Raw genomic sequence first — 26297 nt, 5'->3', positions numbered from 1 at the left:
GGAAAATGAATGGCAGAAGTATCAGTCAAACAACTTGCCACTGACATCGACACACCGGTTGATCGTCTTCTCCAGCAGTTTGTCGATGCCGGTATCAGCAAGAGCAAGGCCGACGACATGGTTAGCGAGTCTGAGAAACAGGCTCTGCTGGCACACCTGAAGAAACAGCATGGAGGTGACGAGGTCGCCGCTCCTGCCCGCATGACCTTGCAGCGCAAGACCAAGAGCACCATCAGTGTTCAGGGGACTGGCGGCAAGAACAAGGAAGTGCAGGTAGAAGTGCGCAAGTCTCGCACCTATGTAAGACGCTCGGCGCTGGAAGATGAACAGCGTCAGGCGGAAGCCGAGGAAACAGCGCGTTTGGAAGCAGAAGAAAAAGCTCGTCGTGAGGCCGAAGACAAGGCTCGCCTCGACGCTGAAGAGAAGGCTCGCCGTGAGGCTGAGCAAGCTCGTCGTGAAGCTGAGGAAAAGGCGCGGATCGAGGCACAATCAAAGGCTCGACAGGCTCCACAGCCCGCCAAAGCAGCCAGTAGCACAGCTCAGCAAGAGGCAGAAAAGATGGCCAAGCGCGAAGCAGAAGAACTGAAGCGCCAACAGGAACAAACAGCTTTGCAAAAAGCTGAAGAACTCGCCGCGAAGAAAGCCGAAGAGGCTCGTCTCATGGCGGAACAGAACTCGGCCCGTTGGGCTGAAGAAGAGGCCGCTCGCGCCAAAGAGAGCAGCGACTACCACCTGACCACCAACAAGCATGCGCAAGCCGCAGAAGACGAGTTGGATCGGAAGGAAGAGACCAGTCGTCGTACCGCTGCCGCAGCGGTCAAAGCCCCGAAAAAGGCCGGTCGTCGTGAAGATGACCGCGACTCTCGCAACCCGCGTGCCCGTAAAGGCAAGCGTGGCAAGGTCGCCATGCCGAACGCCATGAAGCACGGCTTCAACAAGCCGGCTGCCGTGGTGAACCGCGACGTCGTCATCGGCGAAACCATCACTGTGGCCGAGCTGGCCAACAAGATGGCTGTCAAGGGCGTTGAAGTCATCAAGGCGATGATGAAGATGGGTGCCATGGCCACCATCAACCAGGTGATCGACCAGGAGACCGCTCAGCTGGTCGCCGAGGAGATGGGTCACAAGGTTGTGCTGCGTCGTGAGAACGAGCTGGAAGAGGCGGTACTGTCCGATCGTGACGAGACCTCCGAAGCCAAGCCGCGCGCACCGGTCGTGACCATCATGGGTCACGTTGACCACGGTAAGACCTCGCTGCTCGACTACATTCGTAAAGCCAAGGTTGCTGCTGGCGAAGCCGGTGGTATTACCCAGCATATCGGTGCTTACCACGTCGAAACCGACAGTGGCATGATCACCTTCCTGGATACTCCGGGTCACGCGGCGTTTACCTCCATGCGTGCTCGTGGTGCCAAGGCGACCGATATCGTGGTACTGGTTGTTGCTGCCGATGACGGCGTCATGCCGCAAACCATCGAAGCGATCCAGCACGCCAAGGCAGCCGCTGTGCCGCTGGTTGTTGCGGTCAACAAGATCGACAAGCCGGAAGCGGATCCGGATCGCGTCAAGACCGAGCTGGCCCGTTACAACGTCATGTCCGAAGATTGGGGTGGAGACTGCCAGTTCGTGCACGTATCCGCCAAGTCTGGCGAAGGCATCGACGATCTGCTGGAAGCCATTCTGATCCAGTCTGAAGTGCTGGAACTGAAAGCGGTAGTCGATGGCATGGCCAACGGCGTCGTGATCGAATCCTTCCTGGATAAAGGTCGTGGTCCGGTTGCTACCGTACTGGTACAAGAAGGTACCCTGCGTCAGGGTGACATCGTGCTGTGTGGTCTCGAGTACGGCCGTGTTCGCGCCATGCGTGACGAACTGGGTCGCGAGATCAAGGAAGCAGGTCCGTCCCTGCCGGTGGAAATTCTGGGCCTGTCCGGTGTTCCCTCTGCCGGTGACGAAGCCACCGTTGTCCGTGACGAGAAGAAAGCCCGTGAAGTGGCGCTCTACCGTCAGGGCAAGTTCCGCGAAGTCAAGCTGGCTCGCCAGCAGAAGGCCAAGCTGGAAAACATGTTCGCCAACATGACCGAGGGCGAAGTGTCCGAAGTGAACGTGGTGATCAAGGCCGACGTACAGGGTTCTGTGGAAGCGATCTGCGATGCGCTGGTCAAACTCTCCACCGACGAAGTGAAGGTGAAGATCGTGGGTTCCGGCGTAGGTGGTATCACCGAAACCGACGCGACCCTGGCAGCTGCTTCCAGCGCCATCCTGGTGGGTTTCAACGTCCGTGCCGACGCTTCTGCGCGCAAGGTCATCGAATCCGAGAGCCTGGATCTGCGTTACTACTCCGTCATCTATGACCTGATCGACGAAGTGAAGCAGGCCATGAGCGGCAAGCTGGCCCCTGAGTATCGTCAGGAGATCATCGGTCTGGCTGAAGTGCGTAGCGTCTTCAAGTCTCCGAAGTTCGGCGCCGTTGCCGGCTGTATGGTCACCGAAGGTGTGGTCAAGCGTTCCAACCGTATCCGCGTTCTGCGTGACAACGTGGTTATCTATGAAGGCGAGCTGGAATCCCTGCGCCGCTTCAAGGATGACGTCAACGAAGTTCGCAACGGCTACGAGTGTGGTATCGCGGTCAAGAACTACAACGACGTGCGCGAAGGCGACCAGATCGAAGTTTACGAGACTGTTGAAATTCAACGGACTCTGTAAGCCGAGAGTCAGACAAAATAGGGGGCCGCGGCCCCCTTTTATCGCAGGATAGAATATGGCCAGAGAATTCAGCCGGACCCGTCGGGTCGGACAGCAGATCCAGCGTGAAATCGCGCTGATCCTGCAGCGCGAGGTGAAAGACCCGCGTATCGGCATGGTGACCGTTTCCGATGTGGAAGTGTCCCGTGACCTCAACTATGCCAAGATTTACGTCACCTTCTTGCAACTGGAAAATGATGCCGAGCGCATCAAGGAAGGCTTGCTGGGTCTGACCGAAGCAGCCGGATATATCCGTAGCCTGCTGGGCAGCGCCATGCGTCTGCGCGTGGTGCCAGAGCTGCGTTTCTACTACGACCAGACCCTGGTCGAGGGGATGCGTCTCTCCAACCTGGTGACCAACACTGTGCGTGAAGACAAGCGTCGCATGGCCGAATCCGGCCGTGACGAAGAAGCTGAGTCCGCACCGGATGACACGACTGAGGATAAAGCCTGAGATGACCCGAAGACGTCGTTTCAAGGGCCGTGATGTGCACGGCATTCTGCTGCTGGACAAGCCGACCGGCCTGACCTCCAACGATGTGTTGCAGAAGGTCAAGCGCATCTACAACGCCGCCAAGGCCGGTCACACCGGCGCCCTGGACCCGCTGGCGACCGGCATGCTGCCGATCTGCCTCGGTGAGGCCACCAAGTTCTCCCAGTATCTGCTGGAAGCGGACAAGCGCTATGAGGTGACCGCCAAGCTGGGCGAGCGCACCAACACCAGCGACTCCGATGGCGAGGTGGTTTCCACCCGTCCGGTGAACGTGGCAGTCGGTACCCTGATCGAGGCGCTGGACCAGTTCCGCGGTCCGATCATGCAGGTGCCGTCCATGTACTCGGCGCTCAAGCACAACGGTCGTCCGCTCTACGAATATGCCCGCGAAGGCATCGAGATTGAGCGCGAAGCCCGCCCCATCACCGTCTTCGAGCTCAAACTGCTGAGCTTTGAAGGTGATGAAGTGCGCCTCGAAGTGCACTGCAGCAAGGGCACCTACATCCGCTCTCTGGTGGATGATCTGGGCGAAGTGCTGGGTTGTGGTGCTCACGTCTCCCAACTGCGTCGTACCCAGGTTGCCAGCTATCCGTATGATCGGATGCTGACTCTGGAGCAGCTTGAGTGCATCTTCGAGCAGGCCAAGGCCGAGAGCATCCCGCCGCGTGAGCAGCTGGATCCGCTGTTGCTGCCGATGGACACCGCCGTGGCTTCTCTGCCCGAGGTGAACATGCTGGCGGTTGTGGCTGCCTATGTGAATCAAGGCCAGGCCGTGCAGGTGGCCGGTGCGCCGCAAAGCGGTCAGGTTCGCATGACGGTCGGCCCGGAGCGCGAGTTCATTGGGGTTGGCGAGATTGATGATGATGGCCGCGTCGCGCCCAAGCGACTGGTGCGTTATCACGACGATAACAACGAGGAGTGATCCTCCTCGGGCGGGATCGGCCTCACTTTGCCTGCGCGCGTCTTTATCGTTGCGAAAAGGGGCGGGGACGATTATGATACCGCCCTCATTTCACGGCTGAATTAGAGATTGGCTGTGAACCTTTAAACACTCTACCGGAGTAATACCATGTCTCTAAATGCTGAGATCAAAGCTTCCATCGTTGCTGACAACGCTCGTTGCGCCAACGACACTGGCTCCCCCGAAGTGCAAGTTGCCCTGCTGACTGCCCAGATCAACCATCTGCAAGGTCACTTCAAAGAGCACTCCAAGGACCACCACGGTCGTCGCGGTCTGCTGCGCATGGTTTCCCAGCGTCGTAAGCTGCTGGACTACCTGAAGCGTAAAGACGTTCAGCGTTACGCTGCTCTGATCGCCAAGCTGGGTCTGCGTCGTTAATCGACCATCAGATTTCGCGAAAAAGGGGAACCATCAGGTTCCCCTTTTTTTATTGCTCTTCAAGCCGTTGCCTGCCTCACAGAATTCGCGTCGCCGCTTACCTTTTGCATCGAATCAAGTATACTTGTGCGCGAATTTAAAGAGCCAAATTGTAAAAAGGAAATTCACGTGAATCCTATTGTAAAGTCATTCCAGTACGGTCAACACACCGTCACTCTGGAAACCGGTGTGATGGCCCGTCAAGCCACTGCGGCCGTAATGGTCAGCATGGACGATACCTGCGTATTTGTGACCGTAGTTGGCAAGAAAGAGGCCGATCACGGCCGTGATTTCTTCCCGCTGACCGTCAACTATCAGGAGCGTACCTATGCTGCTGGTCGTATCCCGGGTGGTTTCTTCCGTCGTGAAGGCCGTCCGAGCGAGGGCGAGACCCTTATCTCCCGTCTGATCGACCGTCCTATTCGCCCGCTGTTCCCGGAAGGCTTCCTCAATGAGGTTCAGGTCGTTGCGACCGTTATGTCCGTGAATCCGGCCGTATCCCCCGACATCGTTGCCATGATCGGTGCCTCTGCTGCACTGGCCATCTCCGGTATCCCGTTTGGCGGCCCGATTGCGGCGGCCCGCGTGGGTTACATGAACGGTCAGTATGTGCTGAACCCGACCACCACCGAACTGCCGCAGAGCGATCTGGATCTGGTGGTTGCCGGTACTGCCAACGCAGTACTGATGGTTGAGTCCGAAGCGGCCATCCTCTCCGAAGAGGTGATGCTGGGCGCCGTGGTATTTGGTCACGACCAGATGCAGACCGTGATCAATGCGATCAACGAGTTTGCCGCTGCCGTCGGCACCAAGCCGTGGGACTGGACTCCGCCTGCCGTCAACGAAGCGCTGAAAGCCAAGGTTGCCGAGCTGGCGACCGCCGAGCTGGGTGAAGCCTACCGCATCACCGAGAAGGCTGTTCGTTATGAAACCATCGCTGCCATCAAGGGCCGTGTGGTTGAGCAAGTTATTGCGTCCGGCGTGGAAGAAGATGCCAAGAAGATCGGCGAAGAGTTCCACAGCCTGGAAAGCCGCATCGTTCGTGGTCGCGTAGTTCGTGGCGAGCCGCGCATCGATGGTCGCGATCCGGAAATGATCCGCGCCCTGAGCGTAGGTACCGGCATTCTGCCCCGTGCTCACGGTTCCGCCCTGTTCACCCGTGGTGAAACTCAGGCCATCGTGGTTGCCACTCTGGGTACCGAGCGTGACGCCCAGAACATCGACGAGCTGACCGGCAACCGTGCCGATCGCTTCATGCTGCACTACAACTTCCCGCCATACTGCGTCGGTGAGACCGGCATGATGGGTAGCCCGAAGCGTCGCGAAATCGGTCACGGCCGTCTGGCCAAGCGCGGCGTTGCTGCGGTAATGCCGAGCGCCGCCGAGTTCCCGTACGTGGTGCGCGTGGTCTCTGAAATCACCGAATCCAACGGTTCCTCCTCCATGGCCTCTGTCTGTGGTTCCTCCCTGGCGCTGATGGACGCGGGTGTGCCGATCAAAGCCTCCGTTGCCGGTATCGCTATGGGTCTGGTGAAGGAAGAAGAAGGTTTCGTCGTGCTGTCCGACATCCTGGGTGACGAAGATCACCTGGGTGACATGGACTTCAAAGTGGCCGGTACTACCGAAGGTATCACCGCGCTGCAGATGGACATCAAGATCGAAGGCATCACCAAAGAGATCATGGAGATTGCGCTGAAGCAAGCTCGTGGCGCTCGTCTGCACATCCTGAAAGTGATGGATGAAGCTATCCAGGCTCCGCGTGCCCAGATCTCCGATTTCGCACCGCGTATCCACACCATCAAGATCAATCCCGAGAAGATCAAGGATGTGATTGGTAAGGGTGGTTCCGTGATCCGTGCGCTGACCGAAGAGACCGGCACCAACATCGAGCTGGACGATGACGGTACTGTACGTATCTCCGCCGTGGCTAACGAAGCCGCCATGGAAGCGATCCGTCGCATCGAAGCTATCACCGCCGAGATCGAAGTGAACCGCATCTATGAGGGTAAAGTTGTCCGTCTGGCCGATTTTGGCGCATTCGTCAACATCCTGCCGGGCAAAGATGGTCTGGTACACATTTCCCAGATCACCGACGCTCGTGTACAGAACGTGGCTGACCACCTGACCATCGGTGACGTGGTCAAGGTGAAGGTACTGGAAGTGGATCGTCAGGGCCGCGTGCGTCTCTCCATCAAGGAAGCGAACGCCCCGACCGAAGCGGCAGCACCTGCTGAGGCTGCTCCGGCCGCTGAAGAAGCGCCTGCTGCAGAGTAATCTGCTCGCCTGATACCGGACCTGTGCCGGTTGATGTAAAAAGTCCGGCTCCCCTTGGGGAGCCGGACTTTTTTTATGGTCAACACGCGCGATAAGGGATTACCTGCCGAGGATGGCGTATTGCATCTCTTGCAAGGGAAGCACATGGCGAGCAGCCCCCAGCTTGATTGCCTCCTTAGGCATGCCGAACACCACGCAGGAGGCCTCATCCTGGGCATAGGTATTGGCACCAGCCTCCAGCATCTCGCGCAATCCCCGTGCGCCATCATCCCCCATGCCGGTCATGATGATGCCGGTGGCATTCTTGCCGGCATATTTGGCGACAGAGCGAAACAGCACATCCACCGAGGGACGATGGCGGTTGATGAGCGGCCCGTCGACCACCTCGACGTGATAGTAGGCCCCGCTGCGCTTGAGCAGCATATGTTTGCCGCCAGGGGCAATCAGCGCCAGCCCGGGGATCACTCTGTCATTGTTTCTCGCCTCCCGCACTTCTATCTGGCAGACCCCGTTCAACCGCTCGGCAAACATGGCGGTAAATTTCTCCGGCATGTGCTGCACGATGACAATGCCGGGGCTGACCCGGGGCAGGGCCGTCAGTACTGCCTCAAGGGCCTGGGTGCCACCGGTCGAGGTACCGATGGCGATGAGCCGTTCAGTGGTTTGTGCCATGGCGTGCTGATTGGGGGCCAGCATGGCATCCGCATTCAGCTTGGCGCTGACCGGCACAGAGGAGGGCTTGCCCACGCGCTTGAGGTTGGCTTGGGCCGCAGCCCGCACCGCCATGGCCAAGTCGTGGGCAGATTCTTGCAGAAAGCTTTTTATCCCCATGGTCGGCTTGGTGATGATGTCCACCGCGCCGGCAGCCATCGCCTGCAAGGTGGTCTCGGCACCCTTCTCGGTGAGGGAGGAGCAGATCACCACCGGGGTTGGATGTTCTGCCATGATCTTGGTGAGAAAAGTGATGCCATCCATACGGGGCATCTCCACATCGAGCACGATGACGTCAGGCCACTCTTTCTTCAGTTTTTCCTGCGCAAACAGGGGATCCGATGCCGTGGCGATCACCCGGATATCGGGCTCCTGCTCCAGCACCGCTTGCAATACCTGTCTGACCACGGCGGAATCATCCACCAGCATGACCCGGATCTGCTTCATTCTCGCGACTCCCGTTGATGTGGCAGACGATGATGGCGGAGCCAGACACTACCGTTGCTGAGTTCAAAAATCAGGCTTCGGTGGCCGCTATGGCCAAGATGGTGGGCTTTGATATCAAGTCCAAGGTGTCGGGTCAGCTGCCAGGCTGCCTCAATATTTCTGGTGGCCACATTGTTATCGCGTCTGGCGTATTGTGGCTGGTCGAACATATTGCCGCCTCCGAACAATTTGATCTCGTATTCGTCGAGAGGGGGCGGATATTGCGCAATAGCTTGTAATAGCAAGGTGATGGCTTCATCGGCATAGCGGCCATCCAGCAGGGTGGTTGGCCACCCCCGGGTTGGCAGCATGTAGTGGCACATACCGCCCATCTTTTGTTCCGGATGCCACAGGGTGATGGCAATGCAGGAGCCCAGCACGGTTTTGAGGACAACATCCTCCTTGCCAAAGAAAAGTTCACCGGGTTGCAGAATCACCTCCCGTGCCATGATTTATCTCTTCTGATAAATGGAGGGAGATACCAGCTGCAGTCCATGATGCAAACCATGCAAACTTTCGGCATGGCTGACCAACAGATAGCCACCGGGTTTGAGTTTGGGCACCAGCCGCTGCAACACTTGCCCCTTGGTCTCCTTGTTGAAGTAGATCATCACGTTTCTGATAAAGATGACGTCAAACAAGCCGATGTCCGGCAGATCCTGATTGAGGTTGATCTGCATGAACTGTACCTTGTCCCGCAACTTGCGATCGATGATGAAGATCCCCTCCTGCAGGCCAACGCCCTTGAGGCAGTATTTCATTAAAAAGGGCAGGGGAATGTTGTGCGCCCGCTCGATGGGGTAACGGCCGCTCGTCGCCTGTTCCAGCACCCGGGACGAGATATCGGAGGCCAGGATCTCCCAGTTGAGGGCGCCACGTTTCTCCGCGAGGGTCATGGCCAGACTATAGGGCTCCTCTCCGGATGAACTGGCTGCGCTCCAGATCCGCAAGGTGCGTTCACTCGGGAAGCGTGCAAGCACCTCCCGGGTCAGAAACTCGAAGTGTTTTGGCTCTCTGAAAAAGTAGGTTTCGTTGGTGGTGAGCAGATCGAGCGCCAGCTGCAGTTCGCTGCAGCGATCGTTCATGATGAGCTGGAAGTAGTCGTCATAGCTGTCCAGCTCGTAGTGGCAGAGCCGTTTTGCCAAGCGGCTGGCAACCAGCGCCTTCTTGGCTGGAGACAGCTCTATCCCCGCCGTTTGATGAAGCCAGCGTTGGAAACGGGAGAACTCATCATCATGCAGCTGGGTTTGATACAAAACCCTGTCCCTCTACCTGTGTTGTCGGATGCGGGAGAGGCAATGCCTCTCCCGTGACTAGAATCGGACAAAATCGCCGTCGTTGATGGGGCGTTGTGTGGTGGCGGCCCGCTCCCGACTGTTGGCATTGTTCTCGTTCATGAAGCGCCCTCGGGTCGTGGGGTGAAGGTGCGAGGTGGCTTTGCCTTCTTTGGTGTGGGCCTCCAGGGTAAAGAACTCCATGGCCAGCTGCAGTTGCTCGGCCTGGTTGCTCATCTCTTCCGCTGTGGCAGCCAGCTCTTCGCTGCAAGAGGCGTTTTGCTGGGTAACCTGACTCAACTGATTCATGGCCAGGTTGATCTGACTGACGCCGGTGGACTGTTCGTTGGAGGCGGCGCTGATCTCCTGCACCAGGTCCGATGTCTTGTTGATGGAGGGCACCATTTGATCGAGCAGGCGACCGGCTTTTTCTGCCATCTCGACGCTGCTTGACGCCAGTTCGCCAATCTCCTGTGCTGCAACCTGGCTGCGTTCGGCCAGTTTGCGCACCTCCGCCGCCACTACGGCAAAGCCCTTGCCGTGATCGCCGGCGCGCGCCGCTTCGATGGCTGCGTTGAGCGCCAGCAGATTGGTCTGGTAGGCAATATCGTCGATGATGCCAATCCGTCTGGCGATCTGTTTCATGGCATCGACGGTCAGTTTGACCGCTTCACCTCCCTCGGCGGCTTCTTTGGCTGCCTTGCTGGCCATGCCATCGGTGACTTGGGCGTTGTCGGTGTTCTGGTTGATGCTGGCGCTCATCTGCTCAATGGAGGCGCTGGTCTCTTCCATGCTGGAGGCCTGTTCACTGCTGGATTGGCTGATCGACTGGGCCGTCGCGCTGACTTGCTCGGCGGCACTGGAGAGATTGTCGGAGGCGCCGCGCACTTCGGTGACAATCTTGGTCAGCGAGGCGATAGTGGTGTTTAGCGAATCTTTGGTGGTGCCAAAAATACCGGGATAATCAGCCTCTATCTGTTGGGTCAGATCCCCTTTCGCCAGACACTGTACGACCCGGATAACATCGTTGAGGGTGCTGTCGATCACTTCGGCAATCTGGTTTATCCCTTCCCCCATTGCCTGAAAGAAGCCACTTTTACCCGTCAGCTCCATCCGGCGGTGCAGCTCGCCATTGATCACGGCCTGCACGATGTCGGACATCTCTTTCTCTATCATCACCTCCTTGGTACGGTCTGCCCACTCGACCACGGAGCCTAGTCGCTCGCCGCTATCGTTGAAGACCGGATTGGCGATCAGGGAGAAGGTGCGTCCACCCAGCTGGATCTGGGTGCGGTAGGTGCTGTTGAGTTTGGCCAGCATGGCACGCTGATGGCCCGGATTTTTATGAAAGCTGTCGATATTGGCGCCCATCAGCTGATTGGCATTGAAGCTGTAGAGCTCTTTCTTGATGTCGCTTTCAGCCTGATTGAGCATGCCGGTCACCGCCTCGTTCATATAGATAATGTCGAGGTTGGTATTGGCGATCATCACGTTGGTGCTGGCGCAATCGAGCGCCTTGCGAACCAGCCGGTTTTCATGAAGCAGCACCTGGCTATTCCTGATCTCGTGCCGGCTTTGCTCCAGCTTGCCGTTCAACAGGGCAATCACGTCGTTGACCGCGATGGCCACTTCACGCAGCGGGCTATCCAGTCCGGAAAGTTCGATTGCAGCCGGAGCCTGATCGTCTTCAATGGTGCGCTGTACTTGCCCGATAGCATGGAGTAGTTGGGCCTGCTGTCTTGCTTCGGCCGCGCTGTTTCCGAAGAGTTTGCCAAAGAGTGAGCGGGTCATGAGCGTTTCCTTATGCTGCATGTCGTGGAATATGGGGGCCTGTTCAGGAGGGTTGCAGGTTGCTTTGTGGCAACCTTGCCTGTGGCTGGGCCAGTTCACTGAGTTGAGCCATCTCATCGAGTGACAACACTTTTTCGGTGTCGATGAGGATGACGAATTTGCCGTTGACCTTGCCCATGCCGCTGATGAAGTCGGCCCGGATGCGGGCACCAAAACTGGGCGGGGGCTCGATATCTGCTTGTGGAATACCCAGCACTTCCGATACGGAATCCACCACGACGCCAATATCCTGACCTACAGGTTCATCGCCCTGCGGGGCTATCCCTTCAATGATGACGATGCAACTTCGGCGAGTGATGAGCGAAGGGGCATTGCCAAAGCGGGCGTTCAAGTCGACGACCGACACGACCGCACCTCTGAGGTTGATTACGCCGCGAATAAAACCGGGCATCATCGGGATCGGAGTGATATTGCCGTATTCGATAATCTCTTTGACCCCCAGAATATTGATGGCGAACATCTCGTTGTTGATCAGAAATGTCAGGTACTGGGCATCGCCACTGCTCTCGTCAGCGGCGGCTGATGGCACCGTGATGTCGGTGGATGTATGCATGGTCGCCTCCGGTTAGAAACGGACAAAATCCGCTTCATCAATGGCATGGGATGATGGTTGATTGGGCTGGCTGGCCCATTGTGGCGGTGCGATGAAACTGCCTCTGGGAGGCACGCCCTTGTGGTTGGCCTCATGAACTCTGGCATTAACCTGGGGGCGCTTTTCCAGTGCAAAAAAGGCCATGGTTTGTTGCAGTTCACTGGCTTGCGAGCTCATCTCTTCCGCCGTGGCAGCGAGCTCCTCGCTACTGGCGGCGTTTTGCTGCGTGACCTGATTGAGCTGGCTCATGGCCAGGCTGATCTGGTTGGCCGCGCTGGCCTGTTCCCCGGAAGCTGCATTGATCTCTTGTACCAGATCAGAGGTTTTGCGAATGGAGGGGACGATCTTCTCCAGCAGGCTGCCGGCCCGCTCTGCCTTGCTGACGCTGTCAGAGGAGAGCTCGCCAATCTCTTGCGCCGCGATCTGGCTGCGTTCCGCCAGTTTCCTCACCTCGGCGGCAACTACCGCGAAGCCTTTGCCATGTTCTCCGGCGCGAGCCGCCTCGATGGCCGCATTGAGGGCCAGCAGGTTGGTTTGATAGGCGATGTCATCGATGATGCTGACTTTCCTGGCAATTTGCTGCATGGCCGTGACCGTCTGTTGCACGGATTGACCCCCTTCGGTGGCCTCCAGCACCGAGTTGCTGGCCATGCTGTCGGTGATCCTGGCGTTCTCGGTGTTCTGGTTGATGCTGGCGCTCATCTGTTCGATAGAGGCGCTGGTCTCCTCAACACTGGCCGCCTGCTCGCTGGTGGCCTGACTCAATGCCTGCGCCGTATTGCTCACCTGATTGGAGGCATTGCTCAGGTTGTCGGCGGCGTTGCGAACCTCTTCGATGATATTGGTTAGGGCCGTGATGGTCTGGTTGAGGCCGTCTTTGGTCTGGCCAAAAATACCGGGGTAGGGTTCATCGATCCGTTGAGTCAGATCCCCTTTGGAGAGCGCGGTGGCGATGCGCATTACATCTTCCAGGCTGGTATCCGTGACATGGGAGAGGCGATTCAGCAGCTCGGATACCCGTTTGATATAGCCCTGGCGATCCTCCAGTGCAATCTTGTGGCTGAAGTCTCCCTGTTCGACGGCGGCGGTGACCAAGGTCTCGATATCCGTGATCAAGGCCCCCAGCTTCTTGACCATGTTGTCCATCGCCATCAAGAGCTGACCCGCTTCATCGTTGGACTCTATCTTGATCGATACATCCAGATTGCCATCGGCCAGACTATTGGCCACGCGCAGGGCCTGCTCAATGGGAGTAATGATGCTTTTAATCAGCAGGGTGCCAAACCAGGCGGCGAGCACGATGCCGACCGCGATAACCACCGCCATGGTTATCAGCATTACGTCATACCAAGATTGTGCAGCGGTATATTCCGACTTGGCCACATTGAGCTGCAGGTTGACCAGCTCGGTGATCTTGTTGCCTATCGGGTCGATGGAGCCATAGAGGGTGCCGTCAAAATTGTTCAGCATGCCGGCAATCATGCCGTGCTGGGTGGCGAGGAATTTCTCCAGCTTGCCAATATCGGAATCGGCCGCGTTGAACAGGGTGCTTGCCTCGGCTGACAAGCGCTGCTCCTCCGGGGTGAGAGTGGTGGATTGGTAGTGCTGCCACTCGCTCTTGATGGTCTGCTGGGCCTGTTTTATCTGATTCAACGCCCCTTCTGCCGGGATCAGCCCCGCATTAGCCTTGTTGAGGTTGTCGATGATCGAGATGGCATAGCTGTCGGAGATGGTCTTCAGCTGCTTGAGGGGAACCACCCTGTCGTTGTACACGCGCTGTAACCCGGTATTGCTGCTCTGCATGTTGTATAACCCGAGGCCGCCAACGGCCAGCAGCAGCAGGCAGAGCAGGCAGAGCAGCACGATGAGGCGCAATTTGATGGTGGAGTTTTTAAACATGATGGCCCCCTCAGTTGAGGCTGGATTGAGGTTGGTTGCGCGACACCGTCAAGTTGTTGAGCTGACAGGATTCCAGGGTGATCGCGTGCTGGATGAGCGAGGGAATATCGAGGATCAGGGCGACCTCTCCTCCCCCCAGAATGGTTGAGCCACTGATGCCTTGCAGGCGCTGGAACAATTTCCCCAACGGTTTGATGACGGTCTGGAATTCTCCCAGCAGTTCATCCACCACCAGTCCGGACTTTTTGCCTGCGTGGCTGACCACGACAATGTTCTCGCGCCGCCCCTTGCTGCCATTGGTATCGAAGTAGTGTTGCAGGCGGATAAAGGGCAGCACCTCGCCACGTAAATTGATGTAATTGCGCCCCTGGGTGTCGGCCAGTGAACTCTGGGTCAATTCAACGCACTCGATCACCATATCGAGCGGAATGACGTAGTGGGTGTCGCAGACTCGCACCAGGAAGCCGTCGATGATGGCGAGGGTAAGCGGTAGGCGTATCTGCACACGGGTGCCTTTTCCAGGGATGCTGTCGAGATCGACCGTGCCGCGCAGGGCGGTTATGTTGCGTTTGACGACATCCATGCCCACCCCGCGACCGGAGAGGTTGGTGATCGCCTCGGCGGTGGAGAACCCCGGCTCGAAGATCAGGTTGTATATCTCCTGATCCGTCAGCGTGGTGGTTGCGCTGATCAGACCGCGTTCGATGGCTTTTTGCTGGATCCTGGCTTTGTTGAGACCGGCGCCGTCATCCCGAATTTCGATGACGATACTGTTGGAGTCGTGATAGGCGTTGAGATTCAGGGTGCCGCGGGGGGATTTGCCTGCCAGCAGCCGTTGTTCTGCCGATTCGATACCGTGATCCATCGAGTTTCTGACCAGATGCATCAGAGGATCGCCGATCTTCTCTACCACCGACTTGTCCAGTTCGGTCTCGGCTCCGGAGATCACCAGAGTGATATCCTTGTTCAGCTCTTGGCTGACATCGCGCACCACCCGCTGGAAGCGGTTGAAGGTATCGCCGATAGGCACCATTCGCAGGCGCAGCGCGCTGTCACGGATCTCTTCCACCAGCATGGCAATGACCGAGGTGGCTTCCTGTAGCTGGCTTTCTCGGGTGCGCTGGGCCAGCAGATTGGCTCCTGAGCTGGCGACCACCAGCTCACCGACAAGATTGATCAGATCGTCCAACTTGTCGGCATGTACCCTGACGTAACGACCCTCTTTACTCTTGCTCTCCTTGGTCTGGTTCTGTTTTTTCAGGGCGGCATCGACCACGGCTTCGTTGACGGCTCCCTGCGCAATCAGGATCTCCCCGAGTTTAGGCGCTTGCTCTGCCGGGGTCGCTTGTTGTGCCTGCAGACCGTTTGCCAACTCCTCTGCCGTCAGTGCGCCGGTGTTGACCAGCAACTGACCCAGCATGGCGTTGTCTTCCGGCAGCGACTCGATCAGGTTGATGAACTCGGCGATCTTGCTGTGGGGCGGCAAAATGGTGATCTGGCAGTCATCTCGAACAAATTCAAAGACATCGCTGATGGCCGCCTTGTCTGCCTTCGAGTCGAAGTCTATCTCGTATCCGAGGTAGCAATTCTCAGGATCGAACGGTTCCCACTCCGGTAGTCCTTGATGGATGGTCTCCACCGAGCAGAGGGTTCCGAGTGTGCCGAGATAGCGCAGAAATGCGGCGGGATCCATGCCGTTGCGCAGCACATCGGGACCAAAACGCAGGGAGATATGCCACAAGGAGGCGGAGCTGGTAATGCCTCCCTCTTTCTCGATCCTGGGTTCCGGCTTATGCACCGTATCTGGCAGGGTGGCATGGGGAACACACTGATGGCGGGTGAGGGTCAGCCTAAGCCGTTCATCCTGGTTGGCATCACCATCGCTTAACGAGCTACCCTGTTCCGCAACGACACTGATGAGCGTCTGGATGTGGTCACAGCTCTCCAGCAGATCCTTGATCAGAGGGGAGGTGACGGTGAGCTGCTGATTGCGGATCTGGTCGAGCAGATCCTCGACGATATGGGTAAACCCGACGATGGGCTGCAGACCGAACAGGCCAGCAGACCCCTTGATGGTGTGAGCTGCACGGAAGATAGCGCCAATCAGCTCGCTATTGTCAGGGTCAGCCTCCAGTGAGAGCAGCGCTGACTCCATCTCTTCGAGCAACTCGCGTGCCTCGGCGATATAGGTTTGTAAAGCCTGATCAAGATCGATGCTCACGGTGACTCCTGTCATGCTGGCTTAGGGGCGTTCGCCATGGGTGATGAGGGTGGGATCGCCAAAAAAGGCCGAGAGCTGGCAGAGCTCCAGCAGTTCAAGCACAACATGGCTATGCCAGACCAGCGCCAGGGAGGAGCCTTGCTGCAGCGCGGTTTTCTTTGCCGCCAGCAGCAGTTGCAGCCCGGCGCTGTCTATCTCGGATACCGCCGCCAGATTCAGCTCCAGTTCGCGCCCCTGATGCAATAAGGGCGAAAGGGCCTCTTTCAGCTCGCTGACTGTATAGATGGTGATCTCTTCCGGCAGGGTCACCACCACCTTGTTGTCGAGCCGCTCACTCTGTAGTTGCATGATGCGCTCCGGATCACGGCGTGATGAGCTTGGCGACAGCTGCCAGCATCTGCTCGGGCTGGAAGGGCTTGACCACCCAGGCTTTGGCTCCTGCGACTTGTCCTTCCTGCTTCTTGCTGTCTTGCGATTCGGTAGTCAGCATGATGATGGGGGTGAATTTATAGCTGGCCAGCTTTTTGGCCTCTTTGACGAAGGTGATGCCATCCATGTTTGGCATGTTGACGTCACTGATGATCAGGTTGATCTTCTTGCCATCAAGCTTCTTGAGCGCATCCTTGCCATCGCTCGCCTCCATCACTTCATAACCGGCCCCCTTGAGGGTCATGCCTACGACTTGGCGAATGGTTGCCGAGTCATCCACGATCAGGATCGTTTTGCCCATATCTCTCTCCTAGAAAAATGTGATGTCGGCGCTGCTTGGTTGCGCTTTGGCAGAACGGGTGGTGCGACCATGGTGAATATTGCGCTGCTCGTCGGTGGCGTATGAGAGCTCCATCTCTGCCAGCCAGCGATGGGCATCGATCTGGATTGGTCCGGATGAATTGCTGTTTTGCTCCGAAGCGCTCAGGTGGCCGGAGAGGCTCTCCATGTTTTGTCTGACGTGGCTGAGGATCTGGCTGACCCTGTCTTGAAATTGCAGCGAGACAATGACGCTGGAGATTTCGCGATGGATATCGGTGCTCTCGTTTTGCAACAGGGAGGCGGATTCTGCCAGGCTGTCAGTGGCATGGCGGAAACGGGCCAGCACCTGTTCAATGGTCTGCTCCGAATTGAGTGCCGAGGCGTGATCCCGTGCGGCTGCATTTTCGGCAATCTGGAAGGCGCGCCCGATAGCAGTATTGATGGTGTCGACCTTGTCGGTCATCTTCTGGGCTGTTTCGCTGGAGAGGCGGGAGAGGTTACGCACTTCATCAGCGACCACAGCAAAGCCACGACCGGCTTCCCCTGCCCGGGCAGCTTCAATGGCGGCGTTGAGGGCCAGCAGGTTGGTCTGGGAGGCGATCTTGGCCACATCCATGGCCATGGTGTTGAGCTCTATGGTGTAGGTGGTCAGGCTTTTTATCTCACCCAGCATGGCGTCCCGATTGGCCTGGGCGGAATGCAGGATGGCAACCACCTCATTGAGCTGCTGCTGGCTCTCGCTCAAGACTCCGGCCATGCCACGGGAATTGGCATCACCCAGTTCACCGGCTGCCAGATGGGAGGCATTGACTGCTTCTTCCAGTTTGTTGGCCAAGCCGCTGAAGCGCTGGGTCAGGTCAATCATCGCCGCTTCGGTTTGTTGACGAGAGTTTTCAATCTGTTGGGACCAGATGGGCAGCGCCTTCTCACACACCTGTTCAAGCCCGACGATGGAGTGGGCGATGGCATCCGTGGCGGCGGGTTCTATCTGTTCTGCGCGGTTTCGTTGCAAGTGGTGATGGAAGCGACTCGATGTCCAGAGGGCTGCGGCAATGGCCACCAGCACATTTAGCAGCAGGTAGAGAGGTGACAGCGCATCGGCGAGTTGCAGCAACAGGCAGCTCAGCAGACCGAGCCCGATGCAGCAAATCCAGCAAACTGGTTCCCAAAGCGGTGTGTTCACGCCACTTTTGTGTTGTGCCATACGTAGCTTATCCCTGTGCAATTATTTGGTAAGAGGTAAAGGAGCAGGACTGCAACAGTCATGGTGCCCCTTGAAGCTCTTTTCTTTATTTATAGTTGGCACAATAAGGTTAGCGGAAAAAAATAAATTGGCTGCAAATCGGATTTGTTTGTATCAGCGATTGCTGTATCGAGAGGATTGCTAAGGGGGGCGGAGAGAGTCGGGGGAGAAAAAGGAGAGCAGGAGCCTGATGATTCAGGCTCCTGATGAGGATCAGGCCTCGTTGGCGTGGGCCTTCTGGCAACCTTCGACGGCGTGGGCAATCAGCTCCAGCGCGCTCTTGTCGCACGGGGGCAGTTCGGCATCGCACGCCTTGATGGGGGTGACGCGATCGCCCCACTTGATGATGGCGGCACCCCAGGTCAGACCGGCACCGAAGGCGGCGGTCAGCAGATAGGTGTTCGGCTTGACGCGACCCTGCTCCAGCGCTTCGCACAGGGCGATGGGCACGGTAGCGGCGGAGGTATTGCCGTAGTTTTCGATGTTGACCATTACCTTCTCCATCGGCGCGTTCATCCGCTTGGCGAGGGTTTCGATGATGCGGATGTTGGCCTGATGGGGGACGATCAGGTCGACCTGCTCCGGCGCAATGCCAGCCTGCGCCAATACAGTGCTGGTTGCTTCACCCATGCCGCGCACGGCGCGTTTGAAGATCTCCGGGCCTTCAAAGTTGAAGGTGAACAGGCCGTCGACATCGGCAAAACGCACCCGATCGGTACCGAAGTTCGGTACGTGCAGGATCTCCCGCGCTTCGCTGTCACAGCCCAGCTTGTTGGCAATCAGGCCACACTCCTGCTCGCTTGCCTCGATCACCACGGCACCGGCTCCGTCGCCAAACAGTACGGCAGTATCGCGGCGCGCCCAGTCCAGCAGGTAGGTGAGGCGCTCGGCGCCAATCACCAGCACCTTCTTCATCATGCCGGTCTGCACCAGCGAGGTCGCGACGGAGAGGGAGTAGACAAAACCGGTACAGGCGGCGTTGAGGTCAAACACGGCGGCGTTGACGGCCCCGAGCTTCTTCTGCACCGCAGAGGCGGCGCTTGGCAGCAGGTTGTCCGGGGTGGCGGTCGCCAGGATGATGCCATCGAGATCGCTCGCTTCCAGACCGGCACAGGCGAGCGCGCGGCGACCGGCCAGGGTAGCGAGATCCGAGGTGCTGACGTGGGAGATCCGGCGAGCCTTGATGCCGGTGCGCGGATAGATCCACTCGTCTGACGTATCCATGATGGTGCTGAGGTCATCGTTGGTCAGCACGGAGGGAGGCAGGCATTTGCCCCAGCCGGTGATATTGGCGTATTTCATCTTGTTACCGCTTCTCAAAGTGGATCGCCCGCGGGCGGAAAATCGTGCAATTATGCCGTACGAGACAACCACTGTCATCTTGTGGTCATGGTTATGTGCTGGGCGAGCGGCTGCGCCAGCTGGCCACAAAGGGCGGCAAGGTGCTGAACATGGCAGGAAATTTTGCTTAATACGCGGGACTCCTCTGCCCTAAGATAGGCGTTTCCCCACCGATGAGGGCATCCCTCGCTCAGAGCCAATCTCAACTTGCTGCCGACCCTCAAGGTGCTGCTGGAGACCCGTAATATCAGCCGTGCCGCCGAGTTATTGCACCTGAGTCAACCCTCCATCAGCAAGCAGCTCGCCCAATTGCGCAGCGAGTTTGATGACGAGTTGCTGGTGCGGGAGGGGCAACGCTGGCTGCTGACGCCACGGGCCGAACTGTTGGCCGCCCAGCTGGCGGATTCTCTCGGGGCGCTGGAGCGGCTCTACGAGGCGCCCGGGTTTGACCCGAGCCGCTGCGAGCGGGTATTTCGGCTCGCGTCTTCTGATTATGTTGCCCAACATATTCTGCCCGATATCTGTGCCGCGCTCGCCAACGAGGCGCCGTTGGCGGCGCTGGAGTACAGCCTGTGGGACAAGCGTCAGCTGCCGCAACTGTGGCAGTCCGAGCTCGATCTGGTCTCCACCATCACCGAGCAGGTACCGGAGCAGATCCGTGGTCTGCATCAGGGAGAAGATCGGCTGGCGGTGCTGATGGGAAGCCACCATCCACTGGCTGGCAAGGCATTGAGTCTCGATGACTATCTCGCCTGGCCTCACCTGCAGGTGAGTGGCGGTGGCGACAAGGACAGCCCGGTGGAGCAGGTATTGGCGCCGCAGGGACTGAGCCGGCGCTGGTTTGCCCGAGTCCCCTTCTTTCAGGCGGCGGTGGAGGTGTTGCTGCGCACCGATTGCCTGATGACTACCCCTGCCCATATCGCCTGGCAGCTCTCCTGCGGCCATGAGCTCACCTTTGTCGACTTGCCCTTTGCTACCCGTGACCAGCAGTATCATCTGCTGTGGCATCAGCGCCACCATCAGGATCCGGCCCACCGCTGGTTTCGCGAGCTGGCCTACCCCTTCCTGCGGGATCACCTGCAACGCACCGTCGGCGAGAGTCGCAAGCTGCTTGATCTCGGTGATTAGCCCCAGTCAGTTGTGTGGCGCTATAGCCATCAGTTATGGGTTCTATTCATAACTTTCACTACTGGCATAATGGCTCAGCCCGTACCCTGAGTGCAGGTCATCATATCGAGCACAAAAGAGGAAAAGCATGGAACTGACGAGTTGGCTGGCACTGGCCGCAATCTGCGTGATGGGCGCTATCAGCCCGGGGCCGAGTCTGGCGCTGATCATCCGCAACACGGTGCAGGGTGGGCAGGGGCACGGCGTCGCCACCGCGCTCGGCCACGGCCTTGGGGTGGGTATCTATGCACTGATCACCGCACTTGGCCTCTCACTCTTGATCACCCAGACCCCGATCCTGTTTGATCTGATCCGCTACGGCGGCGCCGCATTTCTTGCCTGGCTCGGGGTGAAAGCCTTGCTGGCAAAACCAGCCAGCGGCGAAGCGAGTGAAGAGGTGCATCAGTTGCGCGGTCGGCAGGGGGCCTTTGAAGGTTTTATGGTGGCTTTCCTCAATCCCCAGCTGGCGGTGTTCTTTATCGCCCTGTTTAGCCAGTTTGTGCGAGCCGATACCGGCTGGAGCGAAGGGGGCATCATGATGCTCACCGCGGGCGGGATCGACGCCGTCTGGTACGTGCTGGTGGCGCTGGTGCTCTCGCGTGGGCCCGTACTGGCGTGGCTCAAAGCCAAATCCTTTGTGATCGACAAGGTGAGCGGCCTGGTGCTGCTTGGGTTGGCCTTGAAGGTGGTGCTTTAGTCCTCTCGTGGGCGATCTGTTGCTGGCAATCAAGGTGGTTCTCTAATCCTGCATTTTTTGGATACCTTAAGCGGGATCAAGGCACGCGGGTGGTGAATGGGCTAGAGTAGCGGCCATTTGCTGTCCGCCCTGATCCCGAGACCATGCACCAGAACAAGCACCCGTTAAGCCACAACAACCGGTTGGAGCTGCTGGCTCCGGCCAAGAACCTCGCCTACGGCATCGAAGCCATCAACCATGGTGCCGATGCCGTCTACATGGGTGGCCCCGCCTTTGGCGCCCGCAGTGCGGCGGGCAACTCCCTCGAAGATATCGAAGCGCTGGCGCGTCACGCCCACCGTTTCGGTGCCCAGGTCTTTGTCGCTTTCAACACCCTGCTGCACGATCACGAGCTGGAGCAGGCCCGGCGGTTGACCCACCAGATTTACGAAGCCGGTGCCGATGCGCTGATCGTGCAGGACATGGGGCTGCTGGCGCTGGATTTGCCTCCCATCGCGCTCCATGCCAGTACCCAGACCGACAACCGCACGCCGGAGAAGGTGAAGTTTCTGCAGGATGTGGGTTTCTCTCAGGTGGTGCTGGCGCGCGAACTGTCGTTGGCGCAGATCCGCGAGATCAGTGCGGCGACCAATGTGCAGCTGGAGTTTTTTATCCACGGCGCGCTCTGTGTCTCCTACAGCGGCCAGTGCAACATCAGCCACGCCCGCACCGGCCGCAGTGCCAACCGCGGTGAATGTGCCCAGCTCTGCCGTCTGCCCTGCTCGCTGCAAAAGCCGGACGGCGAAGTGTTGGTGGCCGACAGCCACCTGCTGTCGCTCAAGGACATGGATCAGACTGACAATCTGGAGGCGTTGATCGCCGCGGGGATCCGCTCCTTCAAGATTGAAGGGCGCCTCAAGGGGCTCGATTACGTCAAGAACGTCACCGCCTGGTATCGCCAGAAGCTCGACGCCATTCTCGACAGTCGCTCCGATCTGGTGGCCGCTTCGGCGGGTCGTTGCAGCTACAGCTTCACGCCGGATCCGAAAAAGAGCTTCAACCGCGGTAGCACCGACTACTTCCTCAATGGTCGTCAGCAAGGGATCGACTCCACCAAGAGCCCGAAGTATGTGGGCGAGCCGTTGGGGCGCGTCACCAGAGTGACCAAGGATGGCATCGAGATCGACGGCAAACAGGTCACCCTCAACAACGGCGACGGTCTCGGCTTCTTCAAGCCGAATAACGAGCTGGTGGGGATGCGCCTCAATAAAGTGGAAGGTAAGCAGTTACTCCTGTCAGAGCGCATGCTGGGGTTGAAGGTGGGCACCGAAATCTACCGCAACCACGATCAGGCGTTCAGCAAGATGCTGGAGAAGGCGAGCGCGGATCGCCGCATCCGGGTCGATATGGTGCTTGCAGAGTGCGATGAGGGCGTGAGCCTCACGCTTACCGATGAGCAGGCCATCAGCGCAGCGGTGATGCTGCCTTGCGACAAGCAGCCTGCCGACAACCCGGAGCGGGCGTTGCAACAGGCGCGTGACCAGCTCGGCAAACTCGGCAATACCCTGTTTGTGGCGCGAAAGATTGAGTTGGTATTCACTCACCCGCTATTCATCGCGGCATCACAGCTCAACGGCTTGCGCCGGGATGGCATCGCCGCGCTGGAGGCCGCGCGCGTGGCCAGCTACCAGCGTCCCGATCGACGCATCGCCCTGCGGGATATCAGCTATCCCCAGCACCGTCTCTCCTATCTTGGCAACGTACTGAACAGCGCGGCCGAGCAGTTCTTCCGCGAACACGGGGTCGAGCGTATTGCCCCCGCCTACGAGGCAAACAAGGAGGAGCGGGAAGTGGTGCTGATGATCACCAAGCACTGTATCCGTTACAGCCAGAACCTCTGCCCGAACGAGGTGCCCGGTCTCAAGGCCGAGCCGCTGGAGCTCAAGATGGGTAAAGACACCTTCCGCCTACGCTTTGACTGCAACCGCTGCGAAATGCATGTGATGGGGAGTTTGAAGAGGTGATTGCCGAACTGCAGTTCTGTTAAATCAGCGCGGGTCGGGAAGAAATAAAAAAGCCCCGGAGCATGGCTCCGGGGCTTTTGTTTGTGGCATTAATGGTTGAACTGTTCGACCTCTTCCCTGCTCGGAATGGAGCTTTGCGCCCCCATGCGGCTGACCGAGATGGCACTGGCACGGTGGGCAAAGAGCACGGCATCACGCAGGGATTTCCCTTCACTCAGCGCAACGGTTAATGCGCCATTGAAGGTATCGCCAGCAGCGGTGGTATCTTTGGCATCGACCCGGAAGCCCGCAATGATCTCCTTGATGCCATCGGCACTTTGCAGATACGCCCCCTTCTCACCCAGCGTGATGATCACATTCTTCACCCCTTTTTGCTGCAACAGGGTAGCGGCCGCTTCTGCGCTGGCGTGATCAGTCACCTTGATGCCAGTCAGGATCTCGGTTTCTGTCTCGTTGGGGGTGATAAGGTCGATATAGGGATAGACATCATCACTCAAGGGTTTGGCGGGTGCTGGGTTGATAATCACATAGGTATTGGCCTGGTGGGCCTCTTTGGCCGCCAGCTCCACCCCATCAATCGGTGTTTCCAGCTGCATCAGCAGGTAGTCTGCCTGGCGCAGGCTATCGAGTTGCTCGGTAACAAATGCTTTGGTCAGCATGGCATTGGCGTTGGGGGCAACACTGATGCAGTTGCAGCCCTGCTCATCGACCATGATAAGGGCCAAGCCGGTGGCCACATCGTCCAGTTGAACCATTTTGCTGGTATCCATACCAGATCGCTGATAATCCGCGATCAACTGGTTGGCAAAATCATCTTTACCCAGGCAGGAGATAAAACTGAGTTTACCGCCCATGTTGCTGACAGCTACTGCCTGGTTGGCGCCTTTGCCACCGCGAGCGCTGAAAAATTCATAGCCGATGATGGTCTCGCCTTTTTTTGGCAGATGGCTGGATTTGTTAACCAGATCCTGATTGGTACTACCCAGAACGACAATTTTATTATTCAACATGATAGATATCCTGTATTAAATGCTATTCGCGGCGATGATCAGAGCAATGCCAAGAATATAGAAAGCAAACATAGCGTTGATGAGCTTGTTGGTTCCGGCAGGTGCGCTGGCAAATTCACGCCAGACAAAGACACCCCAAATAACGGCAATCATGGTGGCACCCTGACCGAGGCCATAGGAAATAGCGTAGCCTGCCGGGCCAGAGGCCAAAATGCTGAAGCTCATGCCAATACTCCAGATAACGCCACCGAGAATACCGACCGCATGCTCTTTGACGGTCCCTTTGAAGTAATCGCTACCATTAATGACCGGGCCAGAGATTGGCTTCTTCATCATGATGGTATTCCAGACAAAGCTGGAGAGGAGTACACCAATGGCAAAGAAGACCAGCGCGGAATAAGGAGTGAGCAAACCGGCTGCCGGTGCAGAAAAATCAACGGCCATAGAGGCTGCGACAAAGCGATAGAACCAGCCCATGACCACACCGGCAATGATGGCAGTGATCAAACCACGCATTTTTGCACTCTGTTGCTGCTTGAGACGGCCGTAAGCAATAGCGGTCAAGATAATCGCAACGGTGACACAGGCAACGCCGATAAAGAGCACATAAGGTTCGCCAACCGGTACGGCCAGATAATTGACGATAACGCCAAGTACCAGTGCAATCCCGACGCCAACCGGGAACGCAACAGCCATTCCCGCCAGTGCAATAGCGGCCACCAGCAAGATATTACCCAGGTTGAAAATGATGCCACCGAGGATGGCCAGGCCAAAGTTTTGCCAATCAGCTTGCTGTAAATCGGCTATAAAGTGGCGACCTTCATCACCGGACGAGCCTAACGTGAACGCCAGCAGCAAGGTAAACAACAGGATGCCGATTGAATAGTCCCAATAATATAACTGGAAAGGCCATTTTTTTCATCAACCAGCTTGGTGGTGTTGGCCCAAGAGCCCCAACATATCATGGTAATAATACACATGATAATCGCAATGGAGTACGAGTGGATGACTAACATAAATACCTCTGTCAGTAATAGTGTAAATAGATTGGCAGTTAATTTGTTTACAGTGTGTTGTTACAAATTATTTGTGGATAACCTTGCTTCAACCAGAGATGTGTCTGGCATATTTGATGCACCACGACGTTCGACTTTCAATGATGCGAATGCATTGGCAAATATCAGTGAATCTTCAATCGACTTACCATTGGCAATAGAGGCAGCAAGCGATCCATTAAATGAGTCGCCGGCCCCGCTGCTATCAATTACGGCTGCCTTGTGCCCAGCCAAATGAAAGTGACGGTTCCCGTTAAAATAGTGGCACCCTTTATCGCCCAGCGTGATGATGACATGTTTAACTCCCAGCTTATATATTCTCTTTGCCGCCAGTCTGGCTGATTTATGATCATTGATAACAATGCCAGACAAATCTGAAGCCTCAATCTCATTGGGGGTGATGATATCGACAAAAGGCAATATTTTCTTCACGCTATCATTATATGGAGTCGGGTTGAGAATGGTCGTCGCACCACTTTTCTTTGCATAAGTTATCGCAAGTGACATGATGTCGAAGTTGTTTTCCAGTTGGGTCAAAAAAACGCGACAGTCACGAATATAATCGAGATCATGAATGATATCATCCACTGTGATGTGGCTGTTGGCACCCAAGTTAATTGCAATTTTATTTTCGCCAGAGGGTTGTGATACCAGAATGATGGCATTACCCGTTGGGTGCTCTGCATCCTCAAGAATATTCAATGAGGCAATATTGGCATTCGCCAGGTAGTTTTTGGCTCTATCGGCAAACAGGTCCTGACCTACCTTGATTGTCAGGTGAACCTGATCATTTATTTTTGCAGCCGCAATTGCCTGGTTTGCTCCCTTGCCACCACCATAATATTTAGTAGAGTGTGCCAGCACACTTTCCCCAACTTTTGGAAATTCATTTACTTCTAATACAATGTCAATATTGAATGATCCCAATATATAAATCTCTGGAGAGGTTTCATTGGCCCTGCTTACCGCAGGGTAACTCCTGGCCTTGGTGGTGGAGGACGTCTCAAGCAGAGTCGATATATTGTTGATGCAGGGCGAGATCGTGAACATTTTGTTAAAAATTAAAAATAGTTTTTTGCCTACAAAACAAATACTTATAGGCCTGTG

General features: G+C 57.1%; 21 protein-coding genes and 1 pseudogene. 8 read left to right on the top strand and 14 right to left on the bottom strand.

Annotated elements, in window-relative coordinates:
• Window positions 1-9: 9 nt before the first annotated feature.
• The 5 genes from infB to pnp all read left to right on the top strand — a co-directional run bounded on the left by infB (window position 10) and on the right by pnp (window position 6890).
• Window positions 10-2706: a translation initiation factor IF-2 gene (gene infB / locus PG888_RS17100; protein WP_042060104.1), complete on the top strand. Its 2697-nt coding sequence runs from the start codon at window positions 10-12 to the stop codon at window positions 2704-2706.
• Between the two features lie 55 nt (window positions 2707-2761).
• On the top strand, window positions 2762-3199 hold the full coding sequence (gene rbfA, locus PG888_RS17095; protein ID WP_042060105.1) for a 30S ribosome-binding factor RbfA: 438 nt from the start codon (window positions 2762-2764) through the stop codon (window positions 3197-3199).
• 1 nt (window position 3200) lies between these two features.
• A complete protein-coding gene (gene truB / locus PG888_RS17090) occupies window positions 3201-4160 on the top strand; it encodes a tRNA pseudouridine(55) synthase TruB (RefSeq protein ID WP_042060107.1) in 960 nt (319 codons plus the stop codon).
• Between the two features lie 147 nt (window positions 4161-4307).
• Window positions 4308-4577 carry a 30S ribosomal protein S15 gene (gene rpsO, locus PG888_RS17085; protein WP_005326646.1) on the top strand — a complete coding sequence of 90 codons (270 nt, stop codon included), beginning with the start codon at window positions 4308-4310 and terminating at the stop codon, window positions 4575-4577.
• Window positions 4578-4745: 168 nt separating this feature from the next.
• Window positions 4746-6890: a polyribonucleotide nucleotidyltransferase gene (gene pnp, locus PG888_RS17080; protein ID WP_042060109.1), complete on the top strand. Its 2145-nt coding sequence runs from the start codon at window positions 4746-4748 to the stop codon at window positions 6888-6890.
• A gap of 99 nt (window positions 6891-6989) precedes the next feature.
• Here the strand turns inward: pnp and PG888_RS17075 are convergent, their stop codons facing one another.
• The 11 genes from PG888_RS17075 to PG888_RS17025 form a co-directional block, all read right to left on the bottom strand.
• Window positions 6990-8048: a protein-glutamate methylesterase/protein-glutamine glutaminase gene (locus PG888_RS17075; protein ID WP_111809151.1), complete on the bottom strand. Its 1059-nt coding sequence runs from the start codon at window positions 8046-8048 to the stop codon at window positions 6990-6992.
• Complete coding sequence (locus PG888_RS17070) at window positions 8045-8536, bottom strand: chemotaxis protein CheD (RefSeq protein WP_182938976.1); 492 nt, start codon at window positions 8534-8536, stop codon at window positions 8045-8047. Before PG888_RS17070 ends, PG888_RS17075 begins: the two co-directional genes overlap by 4 nt.
• A gap of 3 nt (window positions 8537-8539) precedes the next feature.
• Window positions 8540-9343 carry a CheR family methyltransferase gene (locus PG888_RS17065; protein WP_182938977.1) on the bottom strand — a complete coding sequence of 268 codons (804 nt, stop codon included), beginning with the start codon at window positions 9341-9343 and terminating at the stop codon, window positions 8540-8542.
• 57 nt (window positions 9344-9400) lie between these two features.
• Window positions 9401-11152, bottom strand: coding sequence for a methyl-accepting chemotaxis protein (locus tag PG888_RS17060; protein WP_182938978.1), 1752 nt, complete (start codon window positions 11150-11152; stop codon window positions 9401-9403).
• A gap of 43 nt (window positions 11153-11195) precedes the next feature.
• Window positions 11196-11765 carry a chemotaxis protein CheW gene (locus PG888_RS17055; RefSeq protein ID WP_182938979.1) on the bottom strand — a complete coding sequence of 190 codons (570 nt, stop codon included), beginning with the start codon at window positions 11763-11765 and terminating at the stop codon, window positions 11196-11198.
• 12 nt (window positions 11766-11777) lie between these two features.
• Complete coding sequence (locus tag PG888_RS17050; protein WP_182938980.1) at window positions 11778-13703, bottom strand: HAMP domain-containing methyl-accepting chemotaxis protein; 1926 nt, start codon at window positions 13701-13703, stop codon at window positions 11778-11780.
• A 10-nt stretch (window positions 13704-13713) separates the two neighbouring features.
• Window positions 13714-15924 (bottom strand): chemotaxis protein CheA, encoded by a 2211-nt coding sequence (locus PG888_RS17045; RefSeq protein ID WP_182938981.1) that lies wholly within the window; start codon window positions 15922-15924, stop codon window positions 13714-13716.
• A gap of 21 nt (window positions 15925-15945) precedes the next feature.
• On the bottom strand, window positions 15946-16272 hold the full coding sequence (locus PG888_RS17040) for an STAS domain-containing protein (protein WP_182938982.1): 327 nt from the start codon (window positions 16270-16272) through the stop codon (window positions 15946-15948).
• 13 nt (window positions 16273-16285) lie between these two features.
• Window positions 16286-16654 (bottom strand): response regulator, encoded by a 369-nt coding sequence (locus tag PG888_RS17035; protein WP_182938983.1) that lies wholly within the window; start codon window positions 16652-16654, stop codon window positions 16286-16288.
• 9 nt (window positions 16655-16663) lie between these two features.
• Window positions 16664-17878, bottom strand: coding sequence for a methyl-accepting chemotaxis protein (locus PG888_RS17030; protein ID WP_182938984.1), 1215 nt, complete (start codon window positions 17876-17878; stop codon window positions 16664-16666).
• A gap of 252 nt (window positions 17879-18130) precedes the next feature.
• Window positions 18131-19219, bottom strand: coding sequence for a ketoacyl-ACP synthase III (locus PG888_RS17025; protein ID WP_182938985.1), 1089 nt, complete (start codon window positions 19217-19219; stop codon window positions 18131-18133).
• A gap of 249 nt (window positions 19220-19468) precedes the next feature.
• Here PG888_RS17025 and PG888_RS17020 point away from each other — a divergent pair, with 249 nt between their 5' ends.
• The 3 genes from PG888_RS17020 to PG888_RS17010 all read left to right on the top strand — a co-directional run bounded on the left by PG888_RS17020 (window position 19469) and on the right by PG888_RS17010 (window position 23125).
• Window positions 19469-20386 (top strand): LysR family transcriptional regulator, encoded by a 918-nt coding sequence (locus tag PG888_RS17020; protein WP_182939709.1) that lies wholly within the window; start codon window positions 19469-19471, stop codon window positions 20384-20386.
• A 127-nt stretch (window positions 20387-20513) separates the two neighbouring features.
• The gene (locus PG888_RS17015) at window positions 20514-21122 is read left to right on the top strand and encodes a LysE family translocator (protein ID WP_182938986.1); all 609 of its coding nucleotides are present in this window, start codon (window positions 20514-20516) and stop codon (window positions 21120-21122) included.
• Between the two features lie 143 nt (window positions 21123-21265).
• The gene (locus tag PG888_RS17010; protein ID WP_182938987.1) at window positions 21266-23125 is read left to right on the top strand and encodes a peptidase U32 family protein; all 1860 of its coding nucleotides are present in this window, start codon (window positions 21266-21268) and stop codon (window positions 23123-23125) included.
• 89 nt (window positions 23126-23214) lie between these two features.
• Here the strand turns inward: PG888_RS17010 and rbsK are convergent, their stop codons facing one another.
• From rbsK to PG888_RS16995, 3 genes and pseudogenes are all read right to left on the bottom strand, one after another.
• Window positions 23215-24135, bottom strand: coding sequence for a ribokinase (gene rbsK / locus PG888_RS17005; RefSeq protein ID WP_182938988.1), 921 nt, complete (start codon window positions 24133-24135; stop codon window positions 23215-23217).
• A gap of 15 nt (window positions 24136-24150) precedes the next feature.
• A pseudogene (locus tag PG888_RS17000) lies at window positions 24151-25017 on the bottom strand (GRP family sugar transporter); the annotation flags it as partial.
• A gap of 194 nt (window positions 25018-25211) precedes the next feature.
• Window positions 25212-26297: ribokinase (locus PG888_RS16995; protein ID WP_270693879.1), on the bottom strand; the 1086-nt coding region annotated here is incomplete at its 5' end.

This window comes from Aeromonas sp. QDB23 (assembly GCF_027707745.1).
Classification (GTDB): Bacteria; Pseudomonadota; Gammaproteobacteria; order Enterobacterales; family Aeromonadaceae; genus Aeromonas; species Aeromonas allosaccharophila.
The sequence above is the reverse complement of the archived record's forward strand: the minus strand, read 5'-3'. Positions and strand labels throughout refer to the sequence as shown.